This is a genomic window from Catenuloplanes indicus, assembly GCF_030813715.1.
Lineage (GTDB): Bacteria > Actinomycetota > Actinomycetes > Mycobacteriales > Micromonosporaceae > Catenuloplanes > Catenuloplanes indicus.
The window spans coordinates 223,235-246,062 of record NZ_JAUSUZ010000001.1 but is presented as its reverse complement, the minus strand read 5'-3'; the positions used below and the strand labels follow the sequence as shown (position 1 = coordinate 246,062).

The 22,828-nt window shown below is 71.0% G+C and carries 19 protein-coding genes and 3 pseudogenes; 14 read left to right on the top strand and 8 right to left on the bottom strand.

Translation table 11 applies throughout. The features are described 5' to 3' along the window. Positions 1 to 730: 730 nt before the first annotated feature. Together J2S42_RS01395 and ccmD are read right to left on the bottom strand one after the other, a co-directional pair. Positions 731 to 1,387, bottom strand: a complete 657-nt coding sequence (locus J2S42_RS01395) for a response regulator transcription factor (RefSeq protein WP_307234381.1) — start codon at positions 1,385 to 1,387, stop codon at positions 731 to 733. Further along, positions 1,384 to 2,580: a heme exporter protein CcmD gene (gene ccmD / locus J2S42_RS01390; protein WP_307234379.1), complete on the bottom strand. Its 1,197-nt coding sequence runs from the start codon at positions 2,578 to 2,580 to the stop codon at positions 1,384 to 1,386. The genes J2S42_RS01395 and ccmD overlap by 4 nt, the downstream gene beginning before the upstream one ends. Before the next feature lie 123 nt (positions 2,581 to 2,703). On the opposite strand from ccmD, the gene J2S42_RS01385 reads away from it, so the two are divergent. Together J2S42_RS01385 and J2S42_RS01380 are read left to right on the top strand one after the other, a co-directional pair. Beyond that, positions 2,704 to 3,426 (top strand): ABC transporter ATP-binding protein, encoded by a 723-nt coding sequence (locus tag J2S42_RS01385; RefSeq protein ID WP_307234377.1) that lies wholly within the window; start codon positions 2,704 to 2,706, stop codon positions 3,424 to 3,426. Further along, the gene (locus J2S42_RS01380) at positions 3,426 to 4,169 is read left to right on the top strand and encodes an ABC transporter permease (protein WP_307234375.1); all 744 of its coding nucleotides are present in this window, start codon (positions 3,426 to 3,428) and stop codon (positions 4,167 to 4,169) included. The genes J2S42_RS01385 and J2S42_RS01380 overlap by 1 nt, the downstream gene beginning before the upstream one ends. A 1,131-nt stretch (positions 4,170 to 5,300) precedes the next feature. Here J2S42_RS01380 and J2S42_RS01375 read toward each other — a convergent pair. Further along, positions 5,301 to 6,128 carry a helix-turn-helix domain-containing protein gene (locus J2S42_RS01375; protein WP_307234373.1) on the bottom strand — a complete coding sequence of 276 codons (828 nt, stop codon included), beginning with the start codon at positions 6,126 to 6,128 and terminating at the stop codon, positions 5,301 to 5,303. 338 nt (positions 6,129 to 6,466) lie between these two features. On the opposite strand from J2S42_RS01375, the gene J2S42_RS01370 reads away from it, so the two are divergent. Next, positions 6,467 to 7,225 carry a nuclear transport factor 2 family protein gene (locus J2S42_RS01370; RefSeq protein WP_307234371.1) on the top strand — a complete coding sequence of 253 codons (759 nt, stop codon included), beginning with the start codon at positions 6,467 to 6,469 and terminating at the stop codon, positions 7,223 to 7,225. Between the two features lie 130 nt (positions 7,226 to 7,355). On the opposite strand, the gene J2S42_RS01365 is transcribed toward J2S42_RS01370, so the two are convergent. Next, on the bottom strand, positions 7,356 to 8,777 hold the full coding sequence (locus J2S42_RS01365; RefSeq protein ID WP_307234369.1) for a hypothetical protein: 1,422 nt from the start codon (positions 8,775 to 8,777) through the stop codon (positions 7,356 to 7,358). 266 nt (positions 8,778 to 9,043) lie between these two features. Here J2S42_RS01365 and J2S42_RS01360 point away from each other — a divergent pair, with 266 nt between their 5' ends. From J2S42_RS01360 to J2S42_RS01350, 4 genes and pseudogenes are all read left to right on the top strand, one after another. Next, positions 9,044 to 9,829 carry a phytanoyl-CoA dioxygenase family protein gene (locus J2S42_RS01360; protein ID WP_307234367.1) on the top strand — a complete coding sequence of 262 codons (786 nt, stop codon included), beginning with the start codon at positions 9,044 to 9,046 and terminating at the stop codon, positions 9,827 to 9,829. A gap of 2 nt (positions 9,830 to 9,831) precedes the next feature. Further along, positions 9,832 to 9,918 (top strand): annotated as a pseudogene (locus J2S42_RS42100) (rRNA methyltransferase); the annotation flags it as partial. A 53-nt stretch (positions 9,919 to 9,971) separates the two neighbouring features. After that, a pseudogene (locus tag J2S42_RS01355) lies at positions 9,972 to 10,335 on the top strand (TrmH family RNA methyltransferase); the annotation flags it as partial. 24 nt (positions 10,336 to 10,359) lie between these two features. Beyond that, a complete protein-coding gene (locus J2S42_RS01350; RefSeq protein WP_307234365.1) occupies positions 10,360 to 11,235 on the top strand; it encodes a ketopantoate reductase family protein in 876 nt (291 codons plus the stop codon). Between the two features lie 674 nt (positions 11,236 to 11,909). On the opposite strand, the gene J2S42_RS01345 is transcribed toward J2S42_RS01350, so the two are convergent. From J2S42_RS01345 to J2S42_RS01335, 3 genes and pseudogenes are all read right to left on the bottom strand, one after another. Then, a complete protein-coding gene (locus tag J2S42_RS01345) occupies positions 11,910 to 12,248 on the bottom strand; it encodes a hypothetical protein (protein ID WP_307234363.1) in 339 nt (112 codons plus the stop codon). Between the two features lie 293 nt (positions 12,249 to 12,541). Beyond that, a pseudogene (locus J2S42_RS01340) lies at positions 12,542 to 12,895 on the bottom strand (MFS transporter); the annotation flags it as partial. 180 nt (positions 12,896 to 13,075) lie between these two features. After that, entirely contained in the window at positions 13,076 to 13,672 is a 597-nt protein-coding gene (locus tag J2S42_RS01335) for a TetR/AcrR family transcriptional regulator (protein WP_307234361.1), read from the bottom strand. Positions 13,673 to 13,752: 80 nt separating this feature from the next. Here J2S42_RS01335 and J2S42_RS01330 point away from each other — a divergent pair, with 80 nt between their 5' ends. Both J2S42_RS01330 and J2S42_RS01325 read left to right on the top strand, forming a co-directional pair. Next, positions 13,753 to 14,532, top strand: a complete 780-nt coding sequence (locus J2S42_RS01330) for an SDR family oxidoreductase (protein ID WP_307234359.1) — start codon at positions 13,753 to 13,755, stop codon at positions 14,530 to 14,532. A 165-nt stretch (positions 14,533 to 14,697) separates the two neighbouring features. Next, a complete protein-coding gene (locus J2S42_RS01325; protein WP_307234357.1) occupies positions 14,698 to 15,645 on the top strand; it encodes a TIGR03620 family F420-dependent LLM class oxidoreductase in 948 nt (315 codons plus the stop codon). Between the two features lie 11 nt (positions 15,646 to 15,656). On the opposite strand, the gene J2S42_RS01320 is transcribed toward J2S42_RS01325, so the two are convergent. Beyond that, entirely contained in the window at positions 15,657 to 16,724 is a 1,068-nt protein-coding gene (locus tag J2S42_RS01320; RefSeq protein ID WP_307234355.1) for an LLM class flavin-dependent oxidoreductase, read from the bottom strand. Positions 16,725 to 16,877: 153 nt separating this feature from the next. Between J2S42_RS01320 and J2S42_RS01315 the strand changes: the two genes are divergently transcribed. From J2S42_RS01315 to J2S42_RS01295, 5 genes are read left to right on the top strand one after another with little or no spacing between them, the layout of a single operon-like run. Next, positions 16,878 to 18,044: a cytochrome P450 gene (locus J2S42_RS01315; protein ID WP_307234353.1), complete on the top strand. Its 1,167-nt coding sequence runs from the start codon at positions 16,878 to 16,880 to the stop codon at positions 18,042 to 18,044. A 57-nt stretch (positions 18,045 to 18,101) separates the two neighbouring features. After that, positions 18,102 to 19,178: a BMP family ABC transporter substrate-binding protein gene (locus tag J2S42_RS01310; RefSeq protein WP_307234351.1), complete on the top strand. Its 1,077-nt coding sequence runs from the start codon at positions 18,102 to 18,104 to the stop codon at positions 19,176 to 19,178. Then, the gene (locus J2S42_RS01305) at positions 19,168 to 20,667 is read left to right on the top strand and encodes an ABC transporter ATP-binding protein (protein WP_307234348.1); all 1,500 of its coding nucleotides are present in this window, start codon (positions 19,168 to 19,170) and stop codon (positions 20,665 to 20,667) included. Before J2S42_RS01310 ends, J2S42_RS01305 begins: the two co-directional genes overlap by 11 nt. After that, a complete protein-coding gene (locus J2S42_RS01300) occupies positions 20,664 to 21,689 on the top strand; it encodes an ABC transporter permease (protein WP_307234346.1) in 1,026 nt (341 codons plus the stop codon). The genes J2S42_RS01305 and J2S42_RS01300 overlap by 4 nt, the downstream gene beginning before the upstream one ends. After that, positions 21,682 to 22,596 (top strand): ABC transporter permease, encoded by a 915-nt coding sequence (locus J2S42_RS01295; protein ID WP_307234345.1) that lies wholly within the window; start codon positions 21,682 to 21,684, stop codon positions 22,594 to 22,596. The genes J2S42_RS01300 and J2S42_RS01295 overlap by 8 nt, the downstream gene beginning before the upstream one ends. The last annotated feature ends 232 nt before the right edge of the window (positions 22,597 to 22,828 follow it).

Below are 22,828 nucleotides of genomic sequence, written 5' to 3'. Positions count from 1 at the left end.
TCGCGTCTGCCGGAGCTGTCCTCCTGACGCGTGATCCCGTGCCGGTGGGGACGTCATCTGCCTGAGGCCGTCTCCCGCGGTGTCCTGTTGCGTCACTGACACAGCAACCGCTGCTCTGGGTCTTCACCACATAACTGTCATTATGGTGTGTCCGCTCGTCGGTCCGGTTTGACCATTTTCGGGCGCGCTGAATGAATTATCGGATTACCGATAACATCAATCCAATATTCAGGCGGGTTCCCGCCCCGGACTGGGTCGTCGAGTCGCCGACTGGGGCCCACGCTTGGGTAGCTGTCCTACGGGGCGGAGTTACCCGACGGTAGGGTTCGAGCTGGCAGACTCGTCCGATGGGGAACAGCTACGACGTGGCCAAACTGCGCGAATGGATCGAACTCGCCGCTGGCAGGATTGCTCATGCCGGGCCACTCGGCTGGACTACGGCGGCGCGGTCACGATCCCGGCGCCCCGCACTGGGCAGGACATCCCCACGACCTCGCTCGCATGAGCGGAGGGTCGGGGCAGGGGCGCTGGCATCGACCGGCAACGTGGGTTACCGCATATGCCGTGCTGTGCAGGGAATCTGACGGCCATCATCTTGAGGACCGGGGTGATCGCTGGTGTGGTTGGTCCATTCCTGATAGCCGGCGGAACCCCGGTCCTCCCGCTTTCCGCGGTGACTCGGCCGGCGTTCGTGAAGATTTTCGGGACTGCGCGGCCAGGGTGACGGAGTTCAGGGGGTGACGAGGCCGGTCCGGTACGCGACGATCACGAGCTGGACTCGGTCGCGGGCGGCGAGTTTGGTCATCAGCCGGCCGACGTAGCTCTTCACTGTGGGCGTCGTGATGTGCATCCGTTCGGCGATCTCGGCATTGGTGGCACCCTGCCCGATCAGGGTCAGCACTTGACGCTCGCGCCCAGTGATGCCGTTCAGCGAAACCGGGCCGGCCGCCCCTGGCGATGGATGCTTGGCCACCATCTCGATGAGGCGCCGGGTCACGCTCGGGGCGATCAGCGCATCCCCGGTCGCCACCACCCGAATCGCGGTGACGATCTCATCGAGCGCCATGTCCTTGACCAGAAAACCGGATGCTCCGGCGCGCAGCGCCCCGTACACGTATTCATCATCGTCGAAGGTTGTCAGCACGACGACGTGGGGAGCGCCAGGTTCGGCGGTAATGCGACGGGTGGCTTCGATGCCGTCGAGGTCGGGCATGCGGATGTCCATCAGCACTACATCGGGCTTCAGCTCACGGCTCAGCCGTACGGCGTCGGCGCCGGTCTCGGCCTGACCGGCCACCTCGATGTCGTCGGCATCGGCAAGGACCATCTGCAGGGCGCTGCGGATCAATGCGTGGTCATCGGCGAGCAGTACCCGCACGGTCGTCATGTCGCGACCGGTAGCCGCGCTGCGACCCGGAAGCCGCCGCCGCGCCGTGTGCCTGCGGTGATGGTGCCGTTAACCAGGGCGACCCGCTCGCGAAGGCCGGTCAGGCCGAAGCCCCCGGTGGCCGGGTCGCCGCCGCAACCGTCGTCGGCCACCTCGATGGCCAGTTCGCCAGGGCCGTAGTCGACCGAGATCCGGCAGGTTTCGGCGTCCGCGTGGCGCAGCACGTTGGTGAGCGACTCCTGGATGATCCGGTACGCGGAGAGCTCGACGTCAGCGGCGAGGGTCCGCTGCTCGCCGCTGACCGTCAGGTCGACCGCTACGCCCGCGGCCGTCGCGGCTGCGACGAGCTGGTCCAAGTCGGCCAGTCCGGGTGCGGGCCGCAGCGGTGCTTGCTCGGCGTGTCGGAGGCTGCCGAGCATGCGGCGCAGCCCGGCCAGGGTGTCGCGGCTGGTGGCCTCGATGGCCCGCATCGCCTCGCGGGCCCGTTCGGGCTGGGATTCCATGACCCGGGCCGCGGCCCCGGCCTGCAGCGCGATGACCCCGACGCTGTGCGCGACGTGGTCGTGCAGTTCCCGGGAGATGCGCAACCGTTCGGCCACCACGGCCTGTTCGGCGGCCTGTTCGCGGAGCCGCCGGGCGTATTCCCGGCCTTGCCGGACCGAGTAGCTGAGCAGGCCGGCGACCATGGCGGGCAACACCGCATACGCCAGCCAGACGGTCTCGTCGATGGTGACACCGACGTCGTCGCTCGGGAAGGGCTGCCGAAAGACCACCCGTAACAGGGCGGCGACCGGTAGGGCGGCGAGTACGGGGAGAAGGGCGGCGCTCCATGCTCGGGGCTGCCGGGTCATGACGATACGGGCGAGCACCAGGTCGGCGGCGAGGAGGAACAGGCCTAACATCTGGTCCGGATGGGCGGCGAGGCCCTGGGGACCCACAGCGAGTACGACGGCGATGGCGCAGACGACCAGCAGGTACAACGCTGTCAGGGGGCGGCGGCGTACCTGGGTGCTCGCGCCGAGCCCGGTCGCGGCCGCGGCGGCGACGACGGCCCAGCACCAGATCGGCCGCGGGGACAGCACGGACGGCAGGCCGGGCAAGCCGGAGTATCCGCGCAACGCCCAGAACACGGCAATCGACCAGAGCAGCGCCACCCAGCCGCCCGGCGGCAGACGGCGCGGCGGGACAGGCATGCGGCGAGCCTACCGGCGCGGTTACGGCAAGGACATCCGGCCACGGGCGTACGACCACGGTCGGCATCGCTGACGGTCTGTGGTCCGATGATTCTCCTGGCGGCAACCGGAACAGTGACCGGAATGATTGAAGTCGACCAGCTGACCAAACGGTATGGGCCCACCACCGCGGTGGCGGGGCTGTCGTTCATCGCCCGGCCCGGCCGGGTGACCGGGTTTCTCGGCCCGAACGGCGCCGGCAAGACGACCACCCTGCGGGTACTCCTCGGCCTCGACGCCGCGTCCAGCGGCACCGCCACGATCAGTGGAGTCCCATTCCGTTCCCACCGGCGCGGTCTGCGACACGCGGGAGCGCTGCTCGACGCCCAGCAGGCACATCCCGGTCTCACCGCCGCAGTGCATCTGGCAGCACTGGCCCGCAGCAACGACCTGCCGAGAAGACGGGTCGACGAGGTGCTCGCCGAGGTCGGCCTCACCCCCGTGGCGCAGCGGCGCGTCGGCACCTACTCCCTGGGCATGCGACAGCGGCTCGGCGTGGCCACCGCCCTGCTCGGTGACCCACCAGTGCTCATCTTCGACGAGCCAGTGAACGGGATGGACCCCGAAGGAGTCCATTGGGCGCGCGGGCTGTTCCGCCGGCTCGCCGCCGAGGGCCGCACCGTTTTCCTCTCCAGCCACCTGATCGGCGAGATGGCGGTGACAGCCGACGACATCGTCGTGGTCGGCCAGGGCCGGCTGCTCACCGCCGGCTCGGTCGGCGAGCTGACCGGTTCCGGCGGCTCGCTGGAGGACGTGTTCCTGCGCTTGACCTCCGCCAGCGTCGACTACCGGGCCGGGGGTGCGTGATGCGCGACGTGATCGCGGCCGAATGGCTCAAGGTACGCTCGTTGCGCTCGACCCGATGGACCGTGGTGGGAACCGCGCTGGCGGTGGCGGGCTCGGCGGCGGTGGACGCGTACACGAACCAGCCGGAGAGCCGGTTCGAGCTCAGCGATGCCTTCCCCCTGGCAGGCTTCCTGGTGTTGATCGTGGTAGCGACGGGCTCCGGTTCCTCGACGATGCTCGGCGAGTACAGCAGCGGCCTGATCCGGGCCACCTCGGTCGCCGTACCGGCCCGCACGGACGTGATTCTGGCCAAGGCCGCTGTGATCGTCGCACTCTGGACCGTCGCCGGAACAGTCATCGCCGCGACCTCGTTCACCATCGTCGGGCTCATCCTTGGCGATGTGACGCTCAGCCGACCCGGAACGGGTGCCGCCCTGCTCGCGGCGATCCTGATCGGACCGGTGTGTGCGCTGATCGGCCTCGGTCTCGCGGCGCTCGTGCGCCATGCCGGCGCCGTGTACGTCTCCGGGATCATGCTGCTGGTCCTGGCCCCGCAGCTGTTCAGCACCCGCCAGGAACTACCGCGGGCGATCAACCATGCGATGCTGCTCCCGGCGTGGCAGCGACTGACTCAGGCGTTCGGGACACCGGAGGCAGCCGGCGACATCTATCCCACCGCCCCGCACGCCTGGCTCACGTACGTGCTGTGGCCGCTGACCCTCCTCGTAGCCGCCGTGCTGGTGCACCGGCGTCGAGACGTGTAACCAGAAGCCCTTCCGCTCAGGTCACCGGGTAACTGAGATGTGGTGGACCGGTAGCTGTCCCGGAGTGATCAGGCCGAACGTGGTGTCAACCCGACGGTGAGCGCCACGTTCGGCCTGGCGGAGGTGCCCGACGTTGCCTACCACCTCGGCCGAACGCAGCCGGGGCCGAAAACTGACCATTTGCAGGCAGCCAGGCCCCGGCATCGCCGCCACCGTCCCGGCCTGTTGCGATGCTGCCGTTCGGTGGGTGGCTGCCTGGAGTTAAATGGCATCGCGGGCGCGACTCGGCCACATTCTGTGTCACATCTCCGGAGGAGGTCGCCGAGGTGTCCGTGATCCCGTTGCCGACCGCCCGGCCCTCGGTGGCGCTCGTGGTCGCCGTCGACGCGTTCCGCGACCGCTTCCGCGCCGATCCTGGCACCCGCGTCACTTACACCGCGACCTTGCGCCAACTGCGTGAGACCGTCGGCGACCAGCTGCCGGTCGCCGCCTCACCCCGGAGGTCTACGAGCAGGCGATGGCCCGCTGGGACGCCGGTGCCGCGAACACCTGGAACAGGCACCTGTCCGCGCTGACCTCGTTCACCGCCTACTGCCGCCGCCAGGAGTCGCTGACCACCGACCCCGGCCGGCGCCTGGAACGCCGCAAGGTCACCCCGACCAGGGGCAAGGCCATCCCCCGCGCCCGCCTGGAGCGGCTGTTCACCGACGACCGTAACCCGCTGCGCGAACGGGTGCTGTGGCGGATGCTCTACGAGACCTGCGCCCGCGCCGAGGAGGTCCTCGGCCTCGACGTCCCCGGCCTCGACACGGAGTTCCGCCGTGCCCTCCGCCCGGCTCCTTCCCCGGCTGCTGGCCGGCCGCACCGTCGGGCCGGTGTTCCCGGCCGACCGGCGCGCTCCCGCCGCCGGACGCCGCGCGCCGGCCCTGGGCGACATCTGCCCGGAGACCGGCCGGGGCCGGCTGTCCTACCCGCGCGCCGAGTACCTGTTCAAGCGGGCATCCCAGTCTCACGACCCGCACGGTGCCGGGTACACCCTCCACCAGCTACGCCATTCCGGGATGACCCATCTCGCTGGACGAGATCGCGAGCTTCCGGGCGGCGTGCGGCGATCCGGGTTGCTGCGGGGCGTCATGACGGGCCGGGTGACGCGCCGCCTCGCACGGCGGCGCGGAAAGCGATCGGGGTGGTCCCGGTGCGCTGATGGAAGTATTTGCTGAAGTTGGTGGCGCTGGTGAAGCCGAGCCGGGCGGCGATCTGCGCGGCGGTGTGGTCGCTGTGTGCCAGCAGCCTGCGGGCCTCCAGGATCACGCGGCGGTCGATGAACTCCTTGGCGTTCACGCCGGCGGCGGTCTGCGCGGCCCGGGACAGAGTCCGGGCGGAGTAGCCGAGGGTACGGGCGTAGTCCTCCAGCCGGCGGGTGCGGGTGAAGTCGCGTTCGACGGCGTCGCGCAGGCGCAGGAACGTGTCGTTCGGATCGGGTGCGAGGCTGCCGGGTGCGGCGCCGAGATGGGCCAGGCGCAGCACCAGCACGGCGAGCAGATGCCGCAGCACCGCCTGGTGGACCTCCAGCGGCAGCGACCCGGGGTCGGCGCAGACGCGGGCGAGGTGCCCGGCGGCGTCGGCGAGCCGCCGCTGCTCGTCACCGCCGGATTCGAGCAGGACCGGCGCGTGCGGGTCGTCCAGTCGTGCGGCCGTGCCGGTGTCCGGGTCCAGGAAGGCCGGCTGGAACAGCACCAGCGTGCCGTCGACGTCGTCGAGTCGGCTCCACTGCTGGACCTGGCCGGGGCGCACCCACAGCCACGTGCCCGGGGCGAGGGCGTAGGCGGTGAAGTCGACGGTGTGCCGGAGCGTGCCTCGGTTGACGGTGAGCAGGTGGTGGAACGTCGGCCGGCGTGGCGTGGCGAGCAGGTCATGGGCGACGCGTGAGCGCAGCCGTTGCAGGGTGAGCACCTCCACCCCGGGCGGGGTTCCGGCCGGGGCGGCGAACCCCAGTTCAGGGATGTCGCCGCTGCTGTGTCGGTTTTTTACCATCACAGGTCGCCAACGTACCCGGCTATGCCCCTTTTTGGCTCCTACGGTTGAGCCAACAGCACAGGCCAGCAGGCCGGCGCACGGCGAGGAGCGGGGGTGGTCACCGTGCGCGTCCTGTTCGCTTCCCCACCTGTTACTGCACGGCAGCACCCGCGTGCATTGCCCGACCGCGGCTTCTGCACCGCTATCCCGGCGACAACCGCCGCATGAAGCCCCCTACGACCGATCCCATGCGCCACGACCATCGAGAAAGGCACATCATCATGACCGCCAAGGACATCGTTCTGACCGCCGCCGGGCAGCTGTTCGGCGACAAGGACCCGTCGGCCGTCGACCGCTGGATCGCCCCGGACTACGTTCAGCACAGCGGCCTGGCCGCTGACGGCCCGGAGGGCGTGCGGCAACTCGTCGCCAACCTGCCGGCCGACTTCCGCTACGACCTGCACCGGGTCGTCGCCGACGGCGACCTGGTCGCCCTGCACGGCACCTACCACGGCTTCGGCCCGGACCCCCTCGTCGCGTTCGACGTCTTCCGGGTCGCCGGCGGCAAACTCGCCGAGCACTGGGACGCCCTGACCCCCCAGGTCGACAAGACCGTCTCCGGCCGGTCGCAGACCGACGGCGCCACCGAGGTCACCGGCCTCGACGCCACCGACGCCAACCGCCGGCTCGTCGCCGATTTCGTCGACACCGTCCTCAAGGGCGGCAAGGCCGACACGATCACCGACTACCTCAGCACCGAGAAGTACCGGCAGCACAACGTCGGCATCGCTGACGACCTCGACGGTCTGGGCGCCGCGCTCGGCGCGCTCGCCGAGCAGGGCATCGCCATGGTCTACGACACCGTGCACCAGGTGATCGCCGAAGGCAACTTCGTGCTGACCGTCTCCGAGGGCCGTTTCGGGACCACCCCGACCGCCTTCTACGACCTGTTCCGCGTCGAGAACGGCCGGATCGTGGAGCACTGGGACGTCACTCCCGAGATCAAGAACGACCTGCCGCACACGAACGGCCTGTTCTGACCCCCACCCGCCGCCGGGACCCGCACTCACCCCGACGTAGCCACACAGGAGCAACGACAACGGCATGTTCTGAGCGCGACCACGCGGGGCATCGAGCGCCGCGGTCTCCTCGAACGTGCCCGCCGCGCCGTCAAGCCGGCCGTGCGGTCGCGGCGGCCCGCTGCACCATCACCGGTACGGGCAGCGCCGGATTGGCCGCGGCCGCGTCGGCGACCCCGGGGTCGGGGTCGTCGAGCATGACCACGAGCCGATCAGCGGGAACGCGCGGGGAGGCGACCGCGGCCCGGCGTACCCGTGGATCGGGGTCGTCCAGGAGCGGGATCGGGTCGGTGGCCGGATCGCGCAACGCCAGTGCCCGGAACTCCGGGTCGGGATCGGCGGCGAACGCGGAGAGCCCGTCCGGCGGGATCCGGTTTGCCAGCGCGCGCCGGCGGGAGACGTCCTCGCGGAAGACGCGCAGCAGCAGCGCGGGCGGCGGATCCGGGTGGTGCAGCGCGACGTGCATGCGCACCTGCGGGTCGGCGTCGCCGGCCAGGACGGTCACCGTCCCGGCCGGCAGCCGTGGGTCCCGGGCGGCGCGGCGGCGCCGCAGCGGGTTGACGGACGTGGCCAGCCGGATCGACTCCGTCAGGTCGTCCGGCACGGGCGCAAGAATGTCGGGGTCCATCGTCGACGGGTCGATGTCGATCGTCGTCTGGATCTCCTCGCCGAGCAGTGCGTGGAGCGAGGCGGCGGTTCGCACGGACACGTCCGGGTCGGCGATCAGCGCGTGCACCTGCGCACGTGTCAGGTCGGTCCGGTACGCCGCCGGACGCCGCACGGCCGGGTCGGGGTGCGCGACGAGCGCGGCGACCGTCTCCGGGGTCAGATATTTGTTGTAGGCGAGGCTGGCCGGCTCGGTCCGCAGCAGATGCGCGACCGCCTCCGGGGTGAGACGGCGGCCGACGATCGTGTCCGTACGGGCATGACACGGCTTCTGCGGGAAGTCGGCCAGACCGCGGGCGCGCGTCGCCTCATGCTCCCGGCGGGCCACGTCCGCGCGTACCCGCGGGTCGTCGTCCGCGGCGAGCCGGTTCCACAGTGGCCGGCCCGGGCCGATCAGCCCGGCCGCGGCCAGCCTGACCGTCGGCGCCGGATGCGCGACCATCAGCGCGACCGCCCGGCGGTCCTCGGAGCCCAGTTCCTCCAGGGCCACCCGGGCTGCCTGCTCGTCCCGCCGGCCCGCGTGCACCAGCGCGACGAGATGGTCCAGGTGGCGGGTGACCGCCTCGCGCCACCGCTGCCCGGGCCACGGCGACAGCACCACCGCGAGCGCCACATCGCCGTCCGGGTCCTCGACCAGCGACAGCCGGATCTCCGGGTCGACCGACGGGTTCGAGCCGATCGCCCGGCGGGTCCACGGGCTGGGGTGGCGTACCGCCGCGGCCACGATGTCGTCCGGCAGGTCGGCGCGCTGCCGCAGGGCCGGGCCGAACTCCCGCGGATGGTTCTCGAACAGGCGGCGCAGCAGGTCCTGCGGCGCGGCTGGGTTGAGCGAAAACCCTTGGATCACACGGCCTCCCACGTCGGCGACCGCATCACCGTAGGCGCGGGAAGCCCTTGTTCCACAGGGCTTTTCGCCCGAGTGACGGCGCTTCGGCCGCGATGTAGGCTGAGCGTGGCGTTACCCACGGTACCGATCGACAATTCGGGCGGCCCGTCTCGCGGAGGCCTGCACGCGGTGCCCGGCGCGTTCGATCAGACGAGGGTGGGTGCACCGACCGAAGTGACGCGGAAAGTGTCGGGTGATCGCGTCCGGCGCCGTCGCACGATGGGGGCATGGACGACACGGCCTTGGTATCCCGCTTTCTCCGCGACGGCTTCGTGAAGCTGGAGGGCGCCGTCGCGCCGCGCGTGGCAGCGGACTGCGCGCGTCTGCTGTGGCGGGAGACGGGCTGCGACCCGGACGACCCGGTGACGTGGACGCAGCCCGTGCACTGGGTGCCCGGCATGGCGCAGGGGCCGTTCGCCGCCGCTCCCAACTCCCCGTTCCTGCATCACGCGTACGACCTGCTCGCCGGTCCGGGACGCTGGGAGCCGCGTTACTCGCTGGGCACCTTCCCGCTGCGGTTCCCGCACGAGGAGGAGCCGGACGACGCGGGCTGGCACATCGAGGGCAGCTATCTGCCGGACGGCGAGAGCTGGTACTTCACCAATGTGTACTCCCGCGGCCGGGCCCTGCTGATGCTGTTCCTGTTCAGTGAGGTCGGTGAGACGGACGCCCCGACCAGGATCCGGGTCGGCTCCCATCTCGACGTACCGGCGGTGCTGGAGAAGTACGGGACGGAGGGGGCGAGCGGACTGACCCTCGCGCCCGACCTGGCGGCGGCGTCCGCGCACCGGCCGCTCGCCCTCGCGACCGGATCTCCGGGCGACGTCTTCCTGTGCCACCCGTTCCTGGTGCACGCGGCGCAACCGCACCACGGAAGCGTTCCCCGTTTCATGGCCCAGCCGCCGCTGATGCCGGGCGCACCGTACGCACTGGAGCGGCCCGACGGCGCGTACTCCCCCGTGGAGACGGCGATCCGCCGGGGTCTCGGACAGGACGCGGGCGGGGTCCGGTAGCGGTGCCGCGGGTGAGTGGCCGCAACGCACGGTTCCAGCGGTGGCAGGCGCTGCTCGGCAACCGGTCCACGCGGCAGCGACGCGGCGAGTTCCTCGTGCCGGGCGTACGACCGATCACCCTGAAGGTCGCCGTCTCGTGCGGTCCGCGGACGTGTACGACCCGAAGGCGGTCCGGGCGAGCACCGGCTCGCTGTTCGCCGTGCCCGTGGTCCGGGTACCCGCCCACCGGGCCGTCCTGTCCTGGGTCGCCGATCTCCGTGCCGTCGGCCACGACTTCACCCAGCCCACCCTGGCGGTGATCGGTAATGAGACGACCGGCCTCAGCTCCGGTTGGCGCCAGGTGTGCGACCAGGTCCGTCCGGATCCCCATGTCCGGGTCCGCCAGCTCCCTGAACGCGGCGACCGCCGCCCCGGTCCTGTTGTACGAATCGGCCCGGCAGCGGGCCGCCGCCCGCCGCTGGCGCACCCGCGTATCATACGATCGTATTAATCAAACGATCGTATGAGACAGTGGTTCTCGAAAGGCTGCCATGAAACTGCTCGTGTACGGCGCCGGAGTGCTCGGCAGCCTGTTCGCCGCCCGGATGCACGAGGCCGGGCACGACGTCGCGCTGCTGGCCCGCGGTGCGCGCCTGGCCGCCCTGCGCCGGGACGGCGTGCAACTCGCCGAGGGAGACGCCCCGGCCGTCACGCGGGTGCCGGTCCCCGTGGTCGAGCACCCGGCCGGCGGGTACGACCTGACCACCGTCTTCGTCCGTACCCATCAGGTGGACGCGGTGCTGGAGTCGCTCGCCGGCCTCGACGGCGACGTGCTGTTCCTGCTCAACTGGGCGGCCGGTGCGGAACCGCTGGGAGCGGTGATCGGCCACGAGCGGGTGCTGCTCGGCTTCGGCGCGGCCGGCGGCACGATGGACGGTGACGTGGTCCGCTACCGCCCGGCCGGCCTTGCCACCCGCATGGTCCCGATGCCGATCGGCGAACCCGACGGGCGTAGCACCCCGCGACTGCGCCGGATCGTGCGGGACGTCCGCGCCGCCGGGATCAACGCCAAGGCCGAGCCGCGGATCGACGCCTGGCTCAAGACGCACGCCGCCTTCTCGGTGCCGCTCGAGCAGGCGGCGAACGCGGCGGGCGGACCGCTGGCGCTGGCCGGCGATCCGGGCGCGCTGCGCGGCATGGTCCGCCTCATCCGGCAGAACCTGGCCGCCATGCCGAACCCGCCGGTCCCCCGCGGGTTCGGCGCGTTCCAGGTTCTGCCGGAAGGGTTGCTCGTGACCGTGCTGCGGCGCTTCCTGCGCGGTCCGACGGCGCTGCACAGCGGCCTCAACACCGCCTCGCCCGCGGCGGTGGCAGCCGAACTCGAGCGGATGGCCGCGCAGATGCGCACCTATGCGCGAGTTCGGTAGGCGATGGAAGGTGACGAAGCGGTCGGCGATCATGGGCAGGTGACCGAGAGCTACATTCTGGCCGGGTTCGTGGCCGGCTTCCGCTGGATGCCGGCCGGACCGGAGTGGAGCGCCGGCCGGCCACGCGCCGTGCCCACCGTCAGTGACTGCCTCGCCGATTTTCTCCCGGCCGATCAGGACATCGCGCCGTGGCAGCAGACCCTGTTCGAGCCGTGGCACCGCTGCCTGCCACACGCGGCCGACGCCGTCCGGTACGCGCCCGCCGGCCCGCGCACCGCGCACGTGCTGAGCATGAGCGTGCCGGCCTCCGAGACCACCGCACTGTCGGCCATGATCGAGCAGCAGCGATCATCCCGTACGAGGCCCTCGGCCGGCGTACGGCTGAACGTGCGGAGGTCAGCGCCGTTTGCCGACCGTACGTTGCATGCCGGGCGTGACGCCGTCCGGGTCGTCGTCCGGCGGAGTCCGGGCAGGACCGGCCGTCCTGGACCTTGGCCGGCACCGGCTCACGCTCGTCGGCACCGACGACGCCTGATCCCCGTGCCGTCGGCCGCCGCCGGTGGCGCCGGTCTCTCCACCACCCGATGTCCCGCTTCCGGCGTGGTCCCGTCCCGCTGCTCCCGCGGCCGCGGATCCGCGGGTGGTCCGGCAAACCCGGGGTGTGGGCGCCCCGGTCAGTCGGACCAGAAGACCTCGATGCGGGAAGCCTCGTCCCGGTCGATGACACACCGGAACTCGGTGGTGCCCGCACCGACCCGCCCGGCCTCGACCGAGTTCAGCGCGTCCCGAACGGTGGCCTCGTACCCGGTGCCGTCCGACGGCTGCACCCGGAGCGTGAACTCGTAGACCGTGTCGTCGTTGAGGATCGATCCCGTGTCCTCGATGGACAGTACCGCCGCGGTACACGCACGGCCGTCGCGAATCTCCTCATCGCTGAGATGATCGATGCCCAACGACTTGTAAGCCAGCCAGAACATGCCGCCCATGCAACCGAGGAATCCGATGACGGCCACACCCAGCAGAATCGGGGTCCAATGCATTCGCCTTGCTTCGGACTGCGACACCGATAACGCCTTTCACTCCATCACCTCAACGGCCGCAGCGTAGATGATCATCGCAATCCGGGCCACCACGACCGCGCATCCGTTTTCCTGGTGTATCGCAGCCGAACAGAACGCGAAGAGCTGCCAAAACCGCTGCAACGACGTTGCGCCTCATGCAGAGCCGGTCGATCCCGGTGTCGTTGGTCGCGGCCGGGCCGGCTCGCTGGCGCAGGGTCACCACGACCACGCCAGACCATGATGTGGACACCGAAGACGGCGAAGGTGATCATCGGGAATCCGTAGCCGACGCCGGACAGGCCCAGCCGCTCACTGGTGTAGAGCACGAACACCGCGGGCGCGGCGCAGAACGCCACGTTCCCCAGTCCCATGCTGACGGCGAGCGTCCGCAGCAGACGATGCCCCCACAGCCAGCGGATCCCGTGGGCGATGTCCGCGCGCAGCCGTGTCCGGGACCCGGCCGGTGGTGCGGGAACCGGCCGGATCTTCGCGATCAGCGCGGCGGCCAGTGCGAACGTCAGCGCGTTGACCCCGAACGGCGCCGCGGCGGTGATCACGAACAGCCAGGCCCCCAGCGGCTTGGCGGCGAACTGGTTCGCGCTGGCGCGCGGTGTGCTCTCGCGGCGAAGCGGTGACCGTGACCTTGTCGAGGCGCATCCCAACTTCTGTCTGTGGGTCGATACCAGTCGCAGGACATCCGGTACGGCGTCGCCGCCGCAGTGCGCGCAGACCTCAGGTGTGGCCGCGGACGGGCGTGTGCACCCGGCGCAGGCCGGCCGTCACGCGCTCGGGCGCGCGGGGCTGAGCGTGATGCCGTCGATCGCGGCGTCGGCGATGCGGTTCAGCGTCTTCGTGTCGACCCCCGCCTTGAGGAGCGCCTCAAGCCCGCGATGCGTGGCCAGGATGAGCCCGCCGAGCGCCTCGGGGTCGGCGGCCGGATCGACCTGTCCGGCACGCTGTGCCTGCTCGACGAGCAGGCGGCAGCTTTCGAGCAGCGTTTCGTACGCCGCGCGCGAGCGGGCAGCGATGTTTTCGTCCTCCCACGCCAGTTCGGCGGTGGTCTTGGCCAGCAGGCAGCCACGCCGGTCGGGGCAGCCCTCGGGCGCGGCGAGCCAGGCGCGGAGGCGGTCGAGTGCCTGATCCTCCGGACCGTCGACCCGCGCGGCGGCGCCCTGGTCGGAGCTGGCGCAGTATTCCTCGAAGATGCGCCGGAACAGCGTGTCCTTGTCGCCGAAAGCGCTGTAGAGGCTGCCTTTGCTCAGCCCTGTCACGCGGGACAGATCCTCGACCGAGGTGCCGTGGTAGCCGGTCTCGTTGAACTGCCGGCGCACAGCGACCAGCACCTCGTGCTCATCGAATTTACGTGGACGCCCCATGCCCCCATGGTACGTCGTTCTGAACGCTGGTTCCAAAAAAGTTCTGGACGTGCGTTCCAGAACATGCTTATTCTGAACGCATGTTCAAAACCCTTGTTCCAGCAGACCTCACCGAGTTCGCCGGCAAGCGCGCGATCGTCACCGGCGGTTCGCGCGGTATCGGCGCGGCTGTCGTGCAGCGGCTGCTCGACGGCGGCGCGCGCGTCGTCACCACGGCACGCAACGCCACCGGCGAGACGCCGAAGGGCGCCACCTTCATCCAGGGCGACATCAGCACGCTCGCCGGCGTTCAGGCGTTCACCGCGGCAGCGCTGCGCGAGCTCGGCGGCGTCGACATCGTGGTGAACAACGCGGCCGCGGCGCGGACTCACCTCGGCGGCATCGCGACCATCCCGGACGAGGAATGGCGCGACGCGCTCGACCTCAACTACCTGTCCGCCGTGCGGGTCAACAACGCGCTGCTGCCGGCGCTGCGCGAGGCCGGAGCGGGCGGCGTGATCGTCAACATCTCCTCCGGGTCGGCGATCCTGCCCGGCCCGCCGCTGGCGCACTACGGCGCCGCGAAGGCCGCGCTCAACACCTACGGCAAGGCGCTCGCCGCGGAGCTGGCGCCGGCCGGGATCCGCGTCACCACGATCATGCCCGGCAACGTGCTCACCCCAGGCGCCGACGTGATCCGCCAGAACTTCGCCGACGCGATGGGCGTCGAGCTCGCCGCGATCACCGCGGGCATCCCGCTCGGCCGCCCCGGCGACCCGCGGGACATCGCCGAGGCCGTCGCCTTCCTCGCCTCGGACCGAGCCCAGTGGATCACCGGGGCGAGCCTGAACGTCGACGGCGGCGAACTCCCCGCCATCTAGCCCCGGTCTCGACGTGAAGGCCGGAGCGAGGCGTGGTCAAGGTGCCGCCCGCGTCGATACCGGCCCTGGCTCGGAGACCCGGTCGGCCGCGGGGTGCGCGCGGCCGACCGGGGTCGTCCCCGCACCCCCACACCGCCCCACATCTATGACTGGCAGGACGATCACATGACCGGTGACCCGAGGACAGCATCGAACGACAGCGGCGCTGCAACAAGCGCCCACGGCAACCGTGCGCGGTGGCGCGAACGGCTCGGCCGGGCCGGTGTGTGGAGCATGCAGCTGCGCACCGCTCCCGCCCAGGCGATCGAACACGCCGCGCATGATCTGGACGAGGCCGGGTTCCGCGCGTTGTGGATTCCCGGGCTGGACGGCGGCCCGGTGTTCACCGACGCGCAACGTCTCCTGCACGCCACCCGGCAGGCGTCCGTCGTCATCGGCGTACAGAGCATCTGGAAGCAGGAACCCGCCGAACTGGCCGCCCACGCCGCCACGGTCGAGTCGCGTTTCCCCGGCCGGCTGCTCACCGGACTGGGCGTGAGCGCCCCGGAAGTGGCCCGTGCCCTCGGCAAGCCGTTCAGCACGGCCGTCCAGGAGATGGACAGCTACCTCCAAGTCCTCGATGACGCACCGGCGCCGCTTCCCGGGCACCGCCGGCTTCTGGGCTCACTCGGACCGAGAATGGCCACGCTCGCCGGAGCCCGGACCGCAGGACTGCACCCGTTCCTCGTACCGGCCGAGGCCGCCGCCGGCTACCGGGAGAACCTCGGCGGCGACGCCCTCCTCGCCCCGCACCTGACCGTCGTCCTGGACACCGACCCGAGCCGGGCCCGCGAGATCGCCCGGGACGGCATCGGCTTCTTCCTCGGCCTGCACACCTATCAGGGCAACCTGCGCCGCCTCGGATTCTCCGACGCCGACTTCGTGCCCGGCGGCAGCGACCGCCTCATCGACGCACTCGTCGCCCGGGGCGACCTCGAAGCCGTCCGGACCCGGATCCAGCAACACCTGGACGCCGGCGCCGACCACGTCGCGCTGCACGTCATCACCCCCGGCCAGCAGATCCCCGCACAGCAGTGGGCCGAGCTCGCCACGGTTCTGCCCCACCTCACCTGACCCCCCGCCGGTCAGGTGAGGCTGCGGCGGAGGGCGGGCAGGACCGACTCGCCGAACGGGGGCAGGTCGGCGTGGTAGTCCGGGAAGATCAGCATCAGGCCGTCCAGTTCGGCGGCCGTCATGATGTGCGTGATGTGCTCGGTGATCGTCTCCGGGCGGCCGGTCACGTACGCGGTCTGGAACGCCTCCGCCCCGGGGGCGCCCTCGGCCCAGGCGCGTGCCGCGTCGGCCGGGATGCCCCACGACGCGCGCATCCCGGCCAGGGCGACCTTGTCGAGGCCGACGGCGTAGCGGGCCGCCCTGGCCGCCGCGGCCGCGTCGGTCTCGTCGAGCACGACGGTGAGCATCGAGTAGGTCTTGATCGTGCGCCCGAGGTCGGCGGCCCGGTCGTGGACCGCGCGGGAGTAGTCGCGCATCTGGTCGAGGTTGTCGGCGCTGAGGAAGGCGCCGTCGGCGTACCGTGCCTGGAATTCGCGGCCCTTCTCCGACCGGCCGGCGCTGATCAGCGTCGGCCGGACCGCCGGGTGCGGGCGTGACTCGCAGTCCTGGAGGGTGAAGAAGTCACCGGCCATCGTCACGGTGTCCTCGGTCCACAGCCGCAGGACCGCGATCAGCCATTCCTCGGTCATCCGGTAGCGCTCGTCGTGCGACAGGGCCGGGTCCCACAGGCCCATCTGGGCGAACTCGGCGGCGTAGGAGCCGTTGACGATGTTCATCCCGGCCCGGCCGCCGGAGACGTCCTGCAGGGTGGTGAACATCTTGGCGGCGAGCGCGGGATGGAACACGTTCGCGTGCACGGTGGCCCAGATGCCGACCGTGCTGGTCGCCTCGGCCAGCGCCGACATCATCGTCATCGACTCCAGGGTGCGGCCCCAGTGGTCGGTGCTGCCGCCGAAGCCCTTCCATTTCGCCATCGACATGATGAAGTCCAGCCCGATCGCCTCGGCGTCGCGCGCCACCCGGCGGTTGTAGGCGTAGGTCGCCTCGGGGTGCGGCGCCGACCGGGAGATCATCCAGCCGCCGTTGCCGATCGGGAGGAAGACACCGAACTCCTTGCCCGCGCGACCGTTGCCTGCCATCGACACCCCCGAATCGGAGTTGGTTTCAGGGGAGTAAACCACCTCCGCTCCCGGCCGTCGTCCTCGTCCACGACGGAATCGGCGGCACTGTTGCCCGGCGTCCCGGCCATGGTTCACTCTCGATGGACCGGCAGTCACCCGAGGAGCCGCCACGTGGTCAGTGATCTCGCGGAGAGCTACGACCCGCTCGGCGCACACGCCGAGGACCCGTACCCCTTCTACGCCGAGGCCCGCCGCCGGGAACCGGTGCTCTACGCACCGCGCATCGACGCCTGGCTGGTGACCCGGTTCGCCGACGTCCAGGCCGTGGTCAAGGACTGGGCGGGTTTCTCCTCGGTCAACAGCCTGCGGCCGTTCCGGCCGCTGCACCCGGCGACGCTGACCGCGCTCGCCGAGGGGTTCGCACCGCGCGCGGACAACGTCACGTCCGACGGGGACACCCACCGCCGGCTACGGTTGCCGTACACGCGGCACCTGACCGCACCCGGCCGGATCAAAGACCTGGAGCCGGGCGTACGGGCACGGGCCGAGACCCTGGTCGACGGGCTGGCCACGGACGGCAGCACCGACCTGATCACCCGGTTCGCGAAGCCACTGCCGCTGCGGACCGCAGCCGAGATGTTCGGGTTCGCACCCGGCGACGTGCCGACCGCACGCGACGGCAGCGAGGCGTCGTTCCGGCTGGGCGTCACCGACCTCACCGAGGCTGACGAAGCGGCCGACGCCCGGGCCGTCGTCGCGTACCAGCACCTCGTCGCACGGTACGCCCACCGGCGGCGCGCGGCACCGAACGGCGACCTGATCAGCGACGTCACGGCCGCACTGGCCGACGGCGACGGGCCACTGACCGCCGACCAGGAGGCGGAACTGGTCACCACGATCAGCAGCGCGTTCGGTGCGGGGCACATCACCACCGCGGACCTCATCGGCAGCGCCGTGACGCTCCTGGCCGCCCACCCGCAGCAGTGGGCGCTGCTGTGCCGCCGGCCGGAGCTGATCACCGGCGCGGTCGAGGAGGTGCTGCGGTTCCGGACGCCGATCCGCACCATGTTCCGCCGGGCCACCCGCGCCGCCACCATCGGCGGCGTCGAGATCCCGCAGGGGGCGGACGTGCTGGTGGTGTTCGCGTCCGCGAACCGCGACGAGCAGCACTACCCCGACGCCGGGCAATTCGACGTCACGCGCAAGCCTGCCCGGCACTTCGGCTTCGGGGCCGGGGTGCACACCTGCGTCGGCGCGGCACCGGCCCGGGCCCAGGCGCGCATCGCACTGCAGGTGCTCACCGCACGGCTACCGGACCTGCACCAACCACACCGGTGAACCACGAATATCCACAACGGACTTACAGAATCGACGGGGATGAGTTTGACTGCGTCCGTGAGGAAAACACTGGCACTGATCACCGCCGCCGCCACGACCACCGCGCTCGCCGCATGTGTCAGCAACGACGAGACCGCGACCCCGGCACCGTCCGCGGCACCGGGCAGCAGCACCGGCACCCTGCTGCCCGGCGCACCCGACGTCAACGGCGACGGCAAGGTCATCATCGGGGTGCTCAGCCCCGGCGACATCAACGACAACGGCTACTACGAAAGCTTCGTGGTCAAAGCCGAGGCATTCGCCGCGGCGCAGGGCTGGACCGTCATCAAACGCGGCAGCGTGCCGGTCTCCGAGGCACTCACCGCCGCCCGCGCCCTGTGCCGACAGCACGCCGACATGGTCGCGATCGGCGCCAGCGAACTCAAGGACGCCATCCCGGCCTCCGAGGAAGCCGTCTGCGCCACCACCGCCTGGTACGTGCCGTCCTCCGCGAACGTCCCACAGACCCCGAAGATCATGCTGTCCAGCGACGACCCGAAACAGTCGATGCTCGTCGCCGGGTACGCCGCCGGCCTGCTCATGCAGACACGCAACAGCACCAAGGCCGGGTTCGTCACCGGCCCGGAGGCTGACTTCACCAAAATCGCCTCGTCCGCGTTCCTGGCCGGCATCCGCCAACTCGTCCCGGACGCCACGCTCGTCACCACGTACACCGGCGACTTCGACGACTCCGGCAAAGCCCGGGAAGCAACCCAGGCACAGCTCAGCCAGGGAGCCGGAGCGATCTACCCGTACCTGGGCGGCGCGACCGACGTCGCCACCGCGCTGGCCAACTCCGCCGGCGCGATCACGCTGACCCCCGGAACCGACCGGTGCACCTCCACCAGCCCCACCTTCGACATCTCGGTGCTGTTCGACCCCGGCGACTACTTCGCCGCCGCACTACAGCTGTACGCGGCCGGCACGCTGCAGATGGGGATCACCAAGACGTGGCAGCTGGGCGTCGACCCGTACCCGACCGTGAAACTCTGCAACGGCACCCCCGAACAGAACGCGAAACTGGCGGCGTTCATCGCCGACATCGGCCGCGGCACCATCGACCCGGCGGCCGAGGTGCAGAAGCTTGGCTCCTGAACCGGCCCTGCGCCTACGCGGAATCACCAAGAAGTACGGCACGGTGATCGCCTGCGACAACGTCGACCTGACCGTCGAACGCGGCGAGATCCACGGCCTGCTCGGCGAGAACGGCGCCGGCAAATCGACGCTGATGCGCATCCTGCTCGGGCTCGAGACACGCGACGCCGGCACCGTCGCACGCGACGGCCACACCGTCACCATCACCGGGCCGAGGGACGCCGCAGCACACGGCATCGGCATGGTGCACCAGCACCTCAGCCTGATCGACCCACTCACCGTGTGGGAGAACGTCGTGCTCGGCGACCCCGGACCGGTCCGGCGAGCCGCGGCCCGGGCCGGCGTACGCGCGGTCGCGGAACACTACGGACTCGTCATCGACCCCGACGCCCCCGTCGGCACACTGTCAGCCGGCGAACGGCAACGCGTCGAACTCATCAAATGCCTGCGACGCGACCCGGCCGTACTCATCATGGACGAACCCACATCCGTGCTGACCCGGGCCGAGTCAGCCGAACTGTTCACCGTCCTGCGCCGCGCCGTCACAGCCGAAGACCGCGCCGTCGTCCTGATCAGCCACAAACTCACCGAGATCACCACAGCCACCGACCGGGTGACCGTCATGCGCGCCGGACGAGTCGTCCTGCGCCGCACCACAGCCGCCACCACCGAGACCGAACTGGCCCGGCAGATGATCGACCGCGAGACGACGACACCAGGCACACCCCCGCACCCCACCCCACCGGCAGCACCGGCAGCACCGGGAGCAGCACTGCGGCTCACCGGGCTGACCGTGCCGCCCGGCCTCAACGACCTGCACCTCACCGTCCAGCCCGGGGAAATCGCCGGACTGTACGGCCCCGAAGGCAACGGCCAGAAAACACTCGAAGACATCCTCAGCGGACTGACCGTCCCGCACGCCGGCACGGTCGAGATCGCCGGTACCGCCGTCGACCTGCACCGGCCCGGCGCACTCACCGCCGCCGGCCTCGGCATCGTGCCCGAGGACCGGCACCGCACCGGCATCATCGCCGACCTCAACGTGGCCCAGAACCTCCTCATGACCCGGCTCGGCGACGTCAGCGGCCGCGTACTCATCGACCGGCGGCGCCTGCACCGGCAGGCACAGGCCCTGGTGGACGAGTACGGCATCACCACCCACTCCCTCGACACACCGCTACGCCACCTCTCCGGCGGCAACCAGCAACGCGTCGTACTGGCACGCGCACTCTCCGGCCGGCCCCGGGTCCTGGTCGCCGCCCAGCCCACCCACGGCCTCGACGTCGGCGCCGCCGAAGACCTGTACACCCGCCTACGCCGCTGCGCCGTCGACGGCATCGCCGTCCTGATCATCTCCACCGACCTGGACGAACTCCTGGCACTCACCACCCGGCTCGCCGTGATCCTCCACGGCCGGATCGTGGGCGAGCTGCCCACCGCACAGGCCGACCCGCAACAGCTCGGCCTGCTCATCGGCGGCGCCACATGACCCGCACCGAACCCTGGCTACCCGCCGCGACCACCGCCGCGGCACTGGCCCTCTCCGCCCTGCTCATCACCGCCACCGGCGGCTCCCCCACCGCAGCGCTGCAAGCACTGATCCAGGGCAGCCTCGGCGACCCGACCGCCATCAGCCAAACCCTGCTGTACGCCGCGCCGCTCCTGCTCGTCGCCGTCGGCACCTGCTGCAGCACCCGGTCCGGCGCATTCAACATCGGTCAGGAAGGCCAGGTGCTCATCGGCGCGCTCGCCGGCGCCACCGCCGGACTACGCCTGGCCGCACCCGAACCCGCCCTGCCACTCGTCGTCCTGCTCGCCGCCGCACTCGCCGCCGGCACCTGGGCGTGGCTCAGCGCACTCATGCACCGCCTCCGCGGCGTCGACATCGCGGTCAGCACACTGCTCACGACATTCCTCGCACAACAGGCGGTCGCATACGCGGTCACCACACCCTGGCTGCTCCAGGAATCCCGGCTGGGCGCCGCAGCCGCACTACCCCAGTCGAACACACTGCCCCCCGCCGCGCTGCTCGGCTCGCTCGGCGACCACCCCGCGCTGCAACTCAACCTCGGGCTCGCCGTCGCACTCGCCGCCGCGCTGCTCGCCGCCGTCACACTCGACCGGACCCGATGGGGACTGCGACTGACGATGACCGGACTCAACCCGGCAGCGGCCCAGCACGCCGGCGTACCCGTCGCCGCCGTCAACGCCGCCGCCCTGGCCACCTCCGGCGCGCTCGCCGGCATGGCCGGCGCCGTGCTGCTGACCAGCCCACTGAGCACCAACCGGCTGCAACCCGACCTCTCGATCAACATCGGCTGGGACGGCCTGCTGGTCGCACTCATCGCCCGCAACCGGCCGCTGCTCACCATCCCGGTCGCCGCACTCTTCGCGGCCCTGCGCGCCGGCGGCAGCTTCCTCGCCGCGACCGGCGTGCCACCCTACCTCGTCGACGTCGTCAAGGCACTACTGACACTCGCACTCGTCGCCGGCCGGTGGTCACATGAGTAGCATCGCCGCGAACCTGGAGACCATCCTCTCCAGCGGCATCCGGCTGGCCGCGCCGCTCGCGTTCGCCGCCTGCGGCGAATACGTCGCCGAACGCGCCGGCACACTCAACGTCTCCGTCGAGGCGATGATGCTCGGCGCCGCCTTCGGCGCGATCGCCGTCGCCGGCCTCACCGGCAGCGCCACCGCCGGGCTGCTCGCCGGCGTACCGCTCGGCACGGTCGTAGGCCTGGCCCACGGCACACTCGCGCACCGCTGGCACATCAACACCTTCGTCGCCGGGCTCGTCCTCAACGCACTCGTCCTCGGCCTGACCAGCTACCTGCTCACCGTCGGCGAACTCGGCCGGCACCAGGTCGCGCAGGTCAGCGTGCCGGTACTGCGCGACCTGCCGGTACTCGGCACGCCACTGTTCACCGAACGCTGGCCGGTCTACCTGCTCCTCCCGCTGCTCCCGCTGACCTGGTGGCTGGTCGAACGCAGCCGCTGGGGACTGGAACTGCGCGCCGCCGGCGAGAACCCACAGGCCGCGGACATGACCGGCATCCGGGTCAACCTGCGGCGACGGCAGGCGCTGCTGTGGTGCGGTGCCCTCGCCGGGCTCGGCGGCGCCTATCTCGCGGTGGGCGAAGTCGGCTCCTTCAACCAGAACATGACCGCCGGCCGCGGCTACCTCGTCATCGCCGCGGTCATCTTCGGCGGATGGCGCCTCGGCCGCACCCTCGCCGGCTGCGCCCTGTTCGGCCTCGCCGACGCGCTGCGCCTGGCCCTGCCCGCCCTCGGGTACACGGTCAACTCGCAGCTGCTGATCTCGGCACCGTACCTGCTGGCCCTGCTCGCCATGCTGCTGTTCACCACCCGGCAACGACGGCCGGCAGCACTGGCACAGCCCTTCCGGCGCCCGTCCTGACGCACGCCGTCACGGGCCCCGGCGTCGCGTTCGCCGGCCAGCAGACGGCGGTCAATCCGCCGAGGGCAGCACCGCTGGCGCGACCCGCTCCGCAAAGTCACGTTCTTCGGGCTTGTCGGCGAAGCCGTCCTTGTTTGGGTTTTATGGGTGCCGTGAGGCACACCGTTCAACGCTTCCTAGGATGCTAGGCTCATCGTGTCCGGCCCGTATTCCGGCGGCTCGGGCAGGCCGA

Excerpts from the sequence above, each read along its gene's own strand:
- J2S42_RS01395 (WP_307234381.1), bottom strand. The coding sequence starts at position 1,387 with ATGACGACCGTGCGGGTACTGCTCGCCGATGACCACGCATTGATCCGC.
- ccmD (WP_307234379.1), bottom strand. The coding sequence starts at position 2,580 with ATGCCTGTCCCGCCGCGCCGTCTGCCGCCGGGCGGCTGGGTGGCGCTG.
- J2S42_RS01385 (WP_307234377.1), top strand. The coding sequence starts at position 2,704 with ATGATTGAAGTCGACCAGCTGACCAAACGGTATGGGCCCACCACCGCG.
- J2S42_RS01380 (WP_307234375.1), top strand. The coding sequence starts at position 3,426 with ATGCGCGACGTGATCGCGGCCGAATGGCTCAAGGTACGCTCGTTGCGC.
- J2S42_RS01370 (WP_307234371.1), top strand. The coding sequence starts at position 6,467 with ATGACCGCCAAGGACATCGTTCTGACCGCCGCCGGGCAGCTGTTCGGC.
- J2S42_RS01360 (WP_307234367.1), top strand. The coding sequence starts at position 9,044 with ATGGACGACACGGCCTTGGTATCCCGCTTTCTCCGCGACGGCTTCGTG.
- J2S42_RS01350 (WP_307234365.1), top strand. The coding sequence starts at position 10,360 with ATGAAACTGCTCGTGTACGGCGCCGGAGTGCTCGGCAGCCTGTTCGCC.
- J2S42_RS01335 (WP_307234361.1), bottom strand. The coding sequence starts at position 13,672 with ATGGGGCGTCCACGTAAATTCGATGAGCACGAGGTGCTGGTCGCTGTG.
- J2S42_RS01330 (WP_307234359.1), top strand. The coding sequence starts at position 13,753 with ATGTTCAAAACCCTTGTTCCAGCAGACCTCACCGAGTTCGCCGGCAAG.
- J2S42_RS01325 (WP_307234357.1), top strand. The coding sequence starts at position 14,698 with ATGACCGGTGACCCGAGGACAGCATCGAACGACAGCGGCGCTGCAACA.
- J2S42_RS01320 (WP_307234355.1), bottom strand. The coding sequence starts at position 16,724 with ATGGCAGGCAACGGTCGCGCGGGCAAGGAGTTCGGTGTCTTCCTCCCG.
- J2S42_RS01300 (WP_307234346.1), top strand. The coding sequence starts at position 20,664 with ATGACCCGCACCGAACCCTGGCTACCCGCCGCGACCACCGCCGCGGCA.
- J2S42_RS01295 (WP_307234345.1), top strand. The coding sequence starts at position 21,682 with ATGAGTAGCATCGCCGCGAACCTGGAGACCATCCTCTCCAGCGGCATC.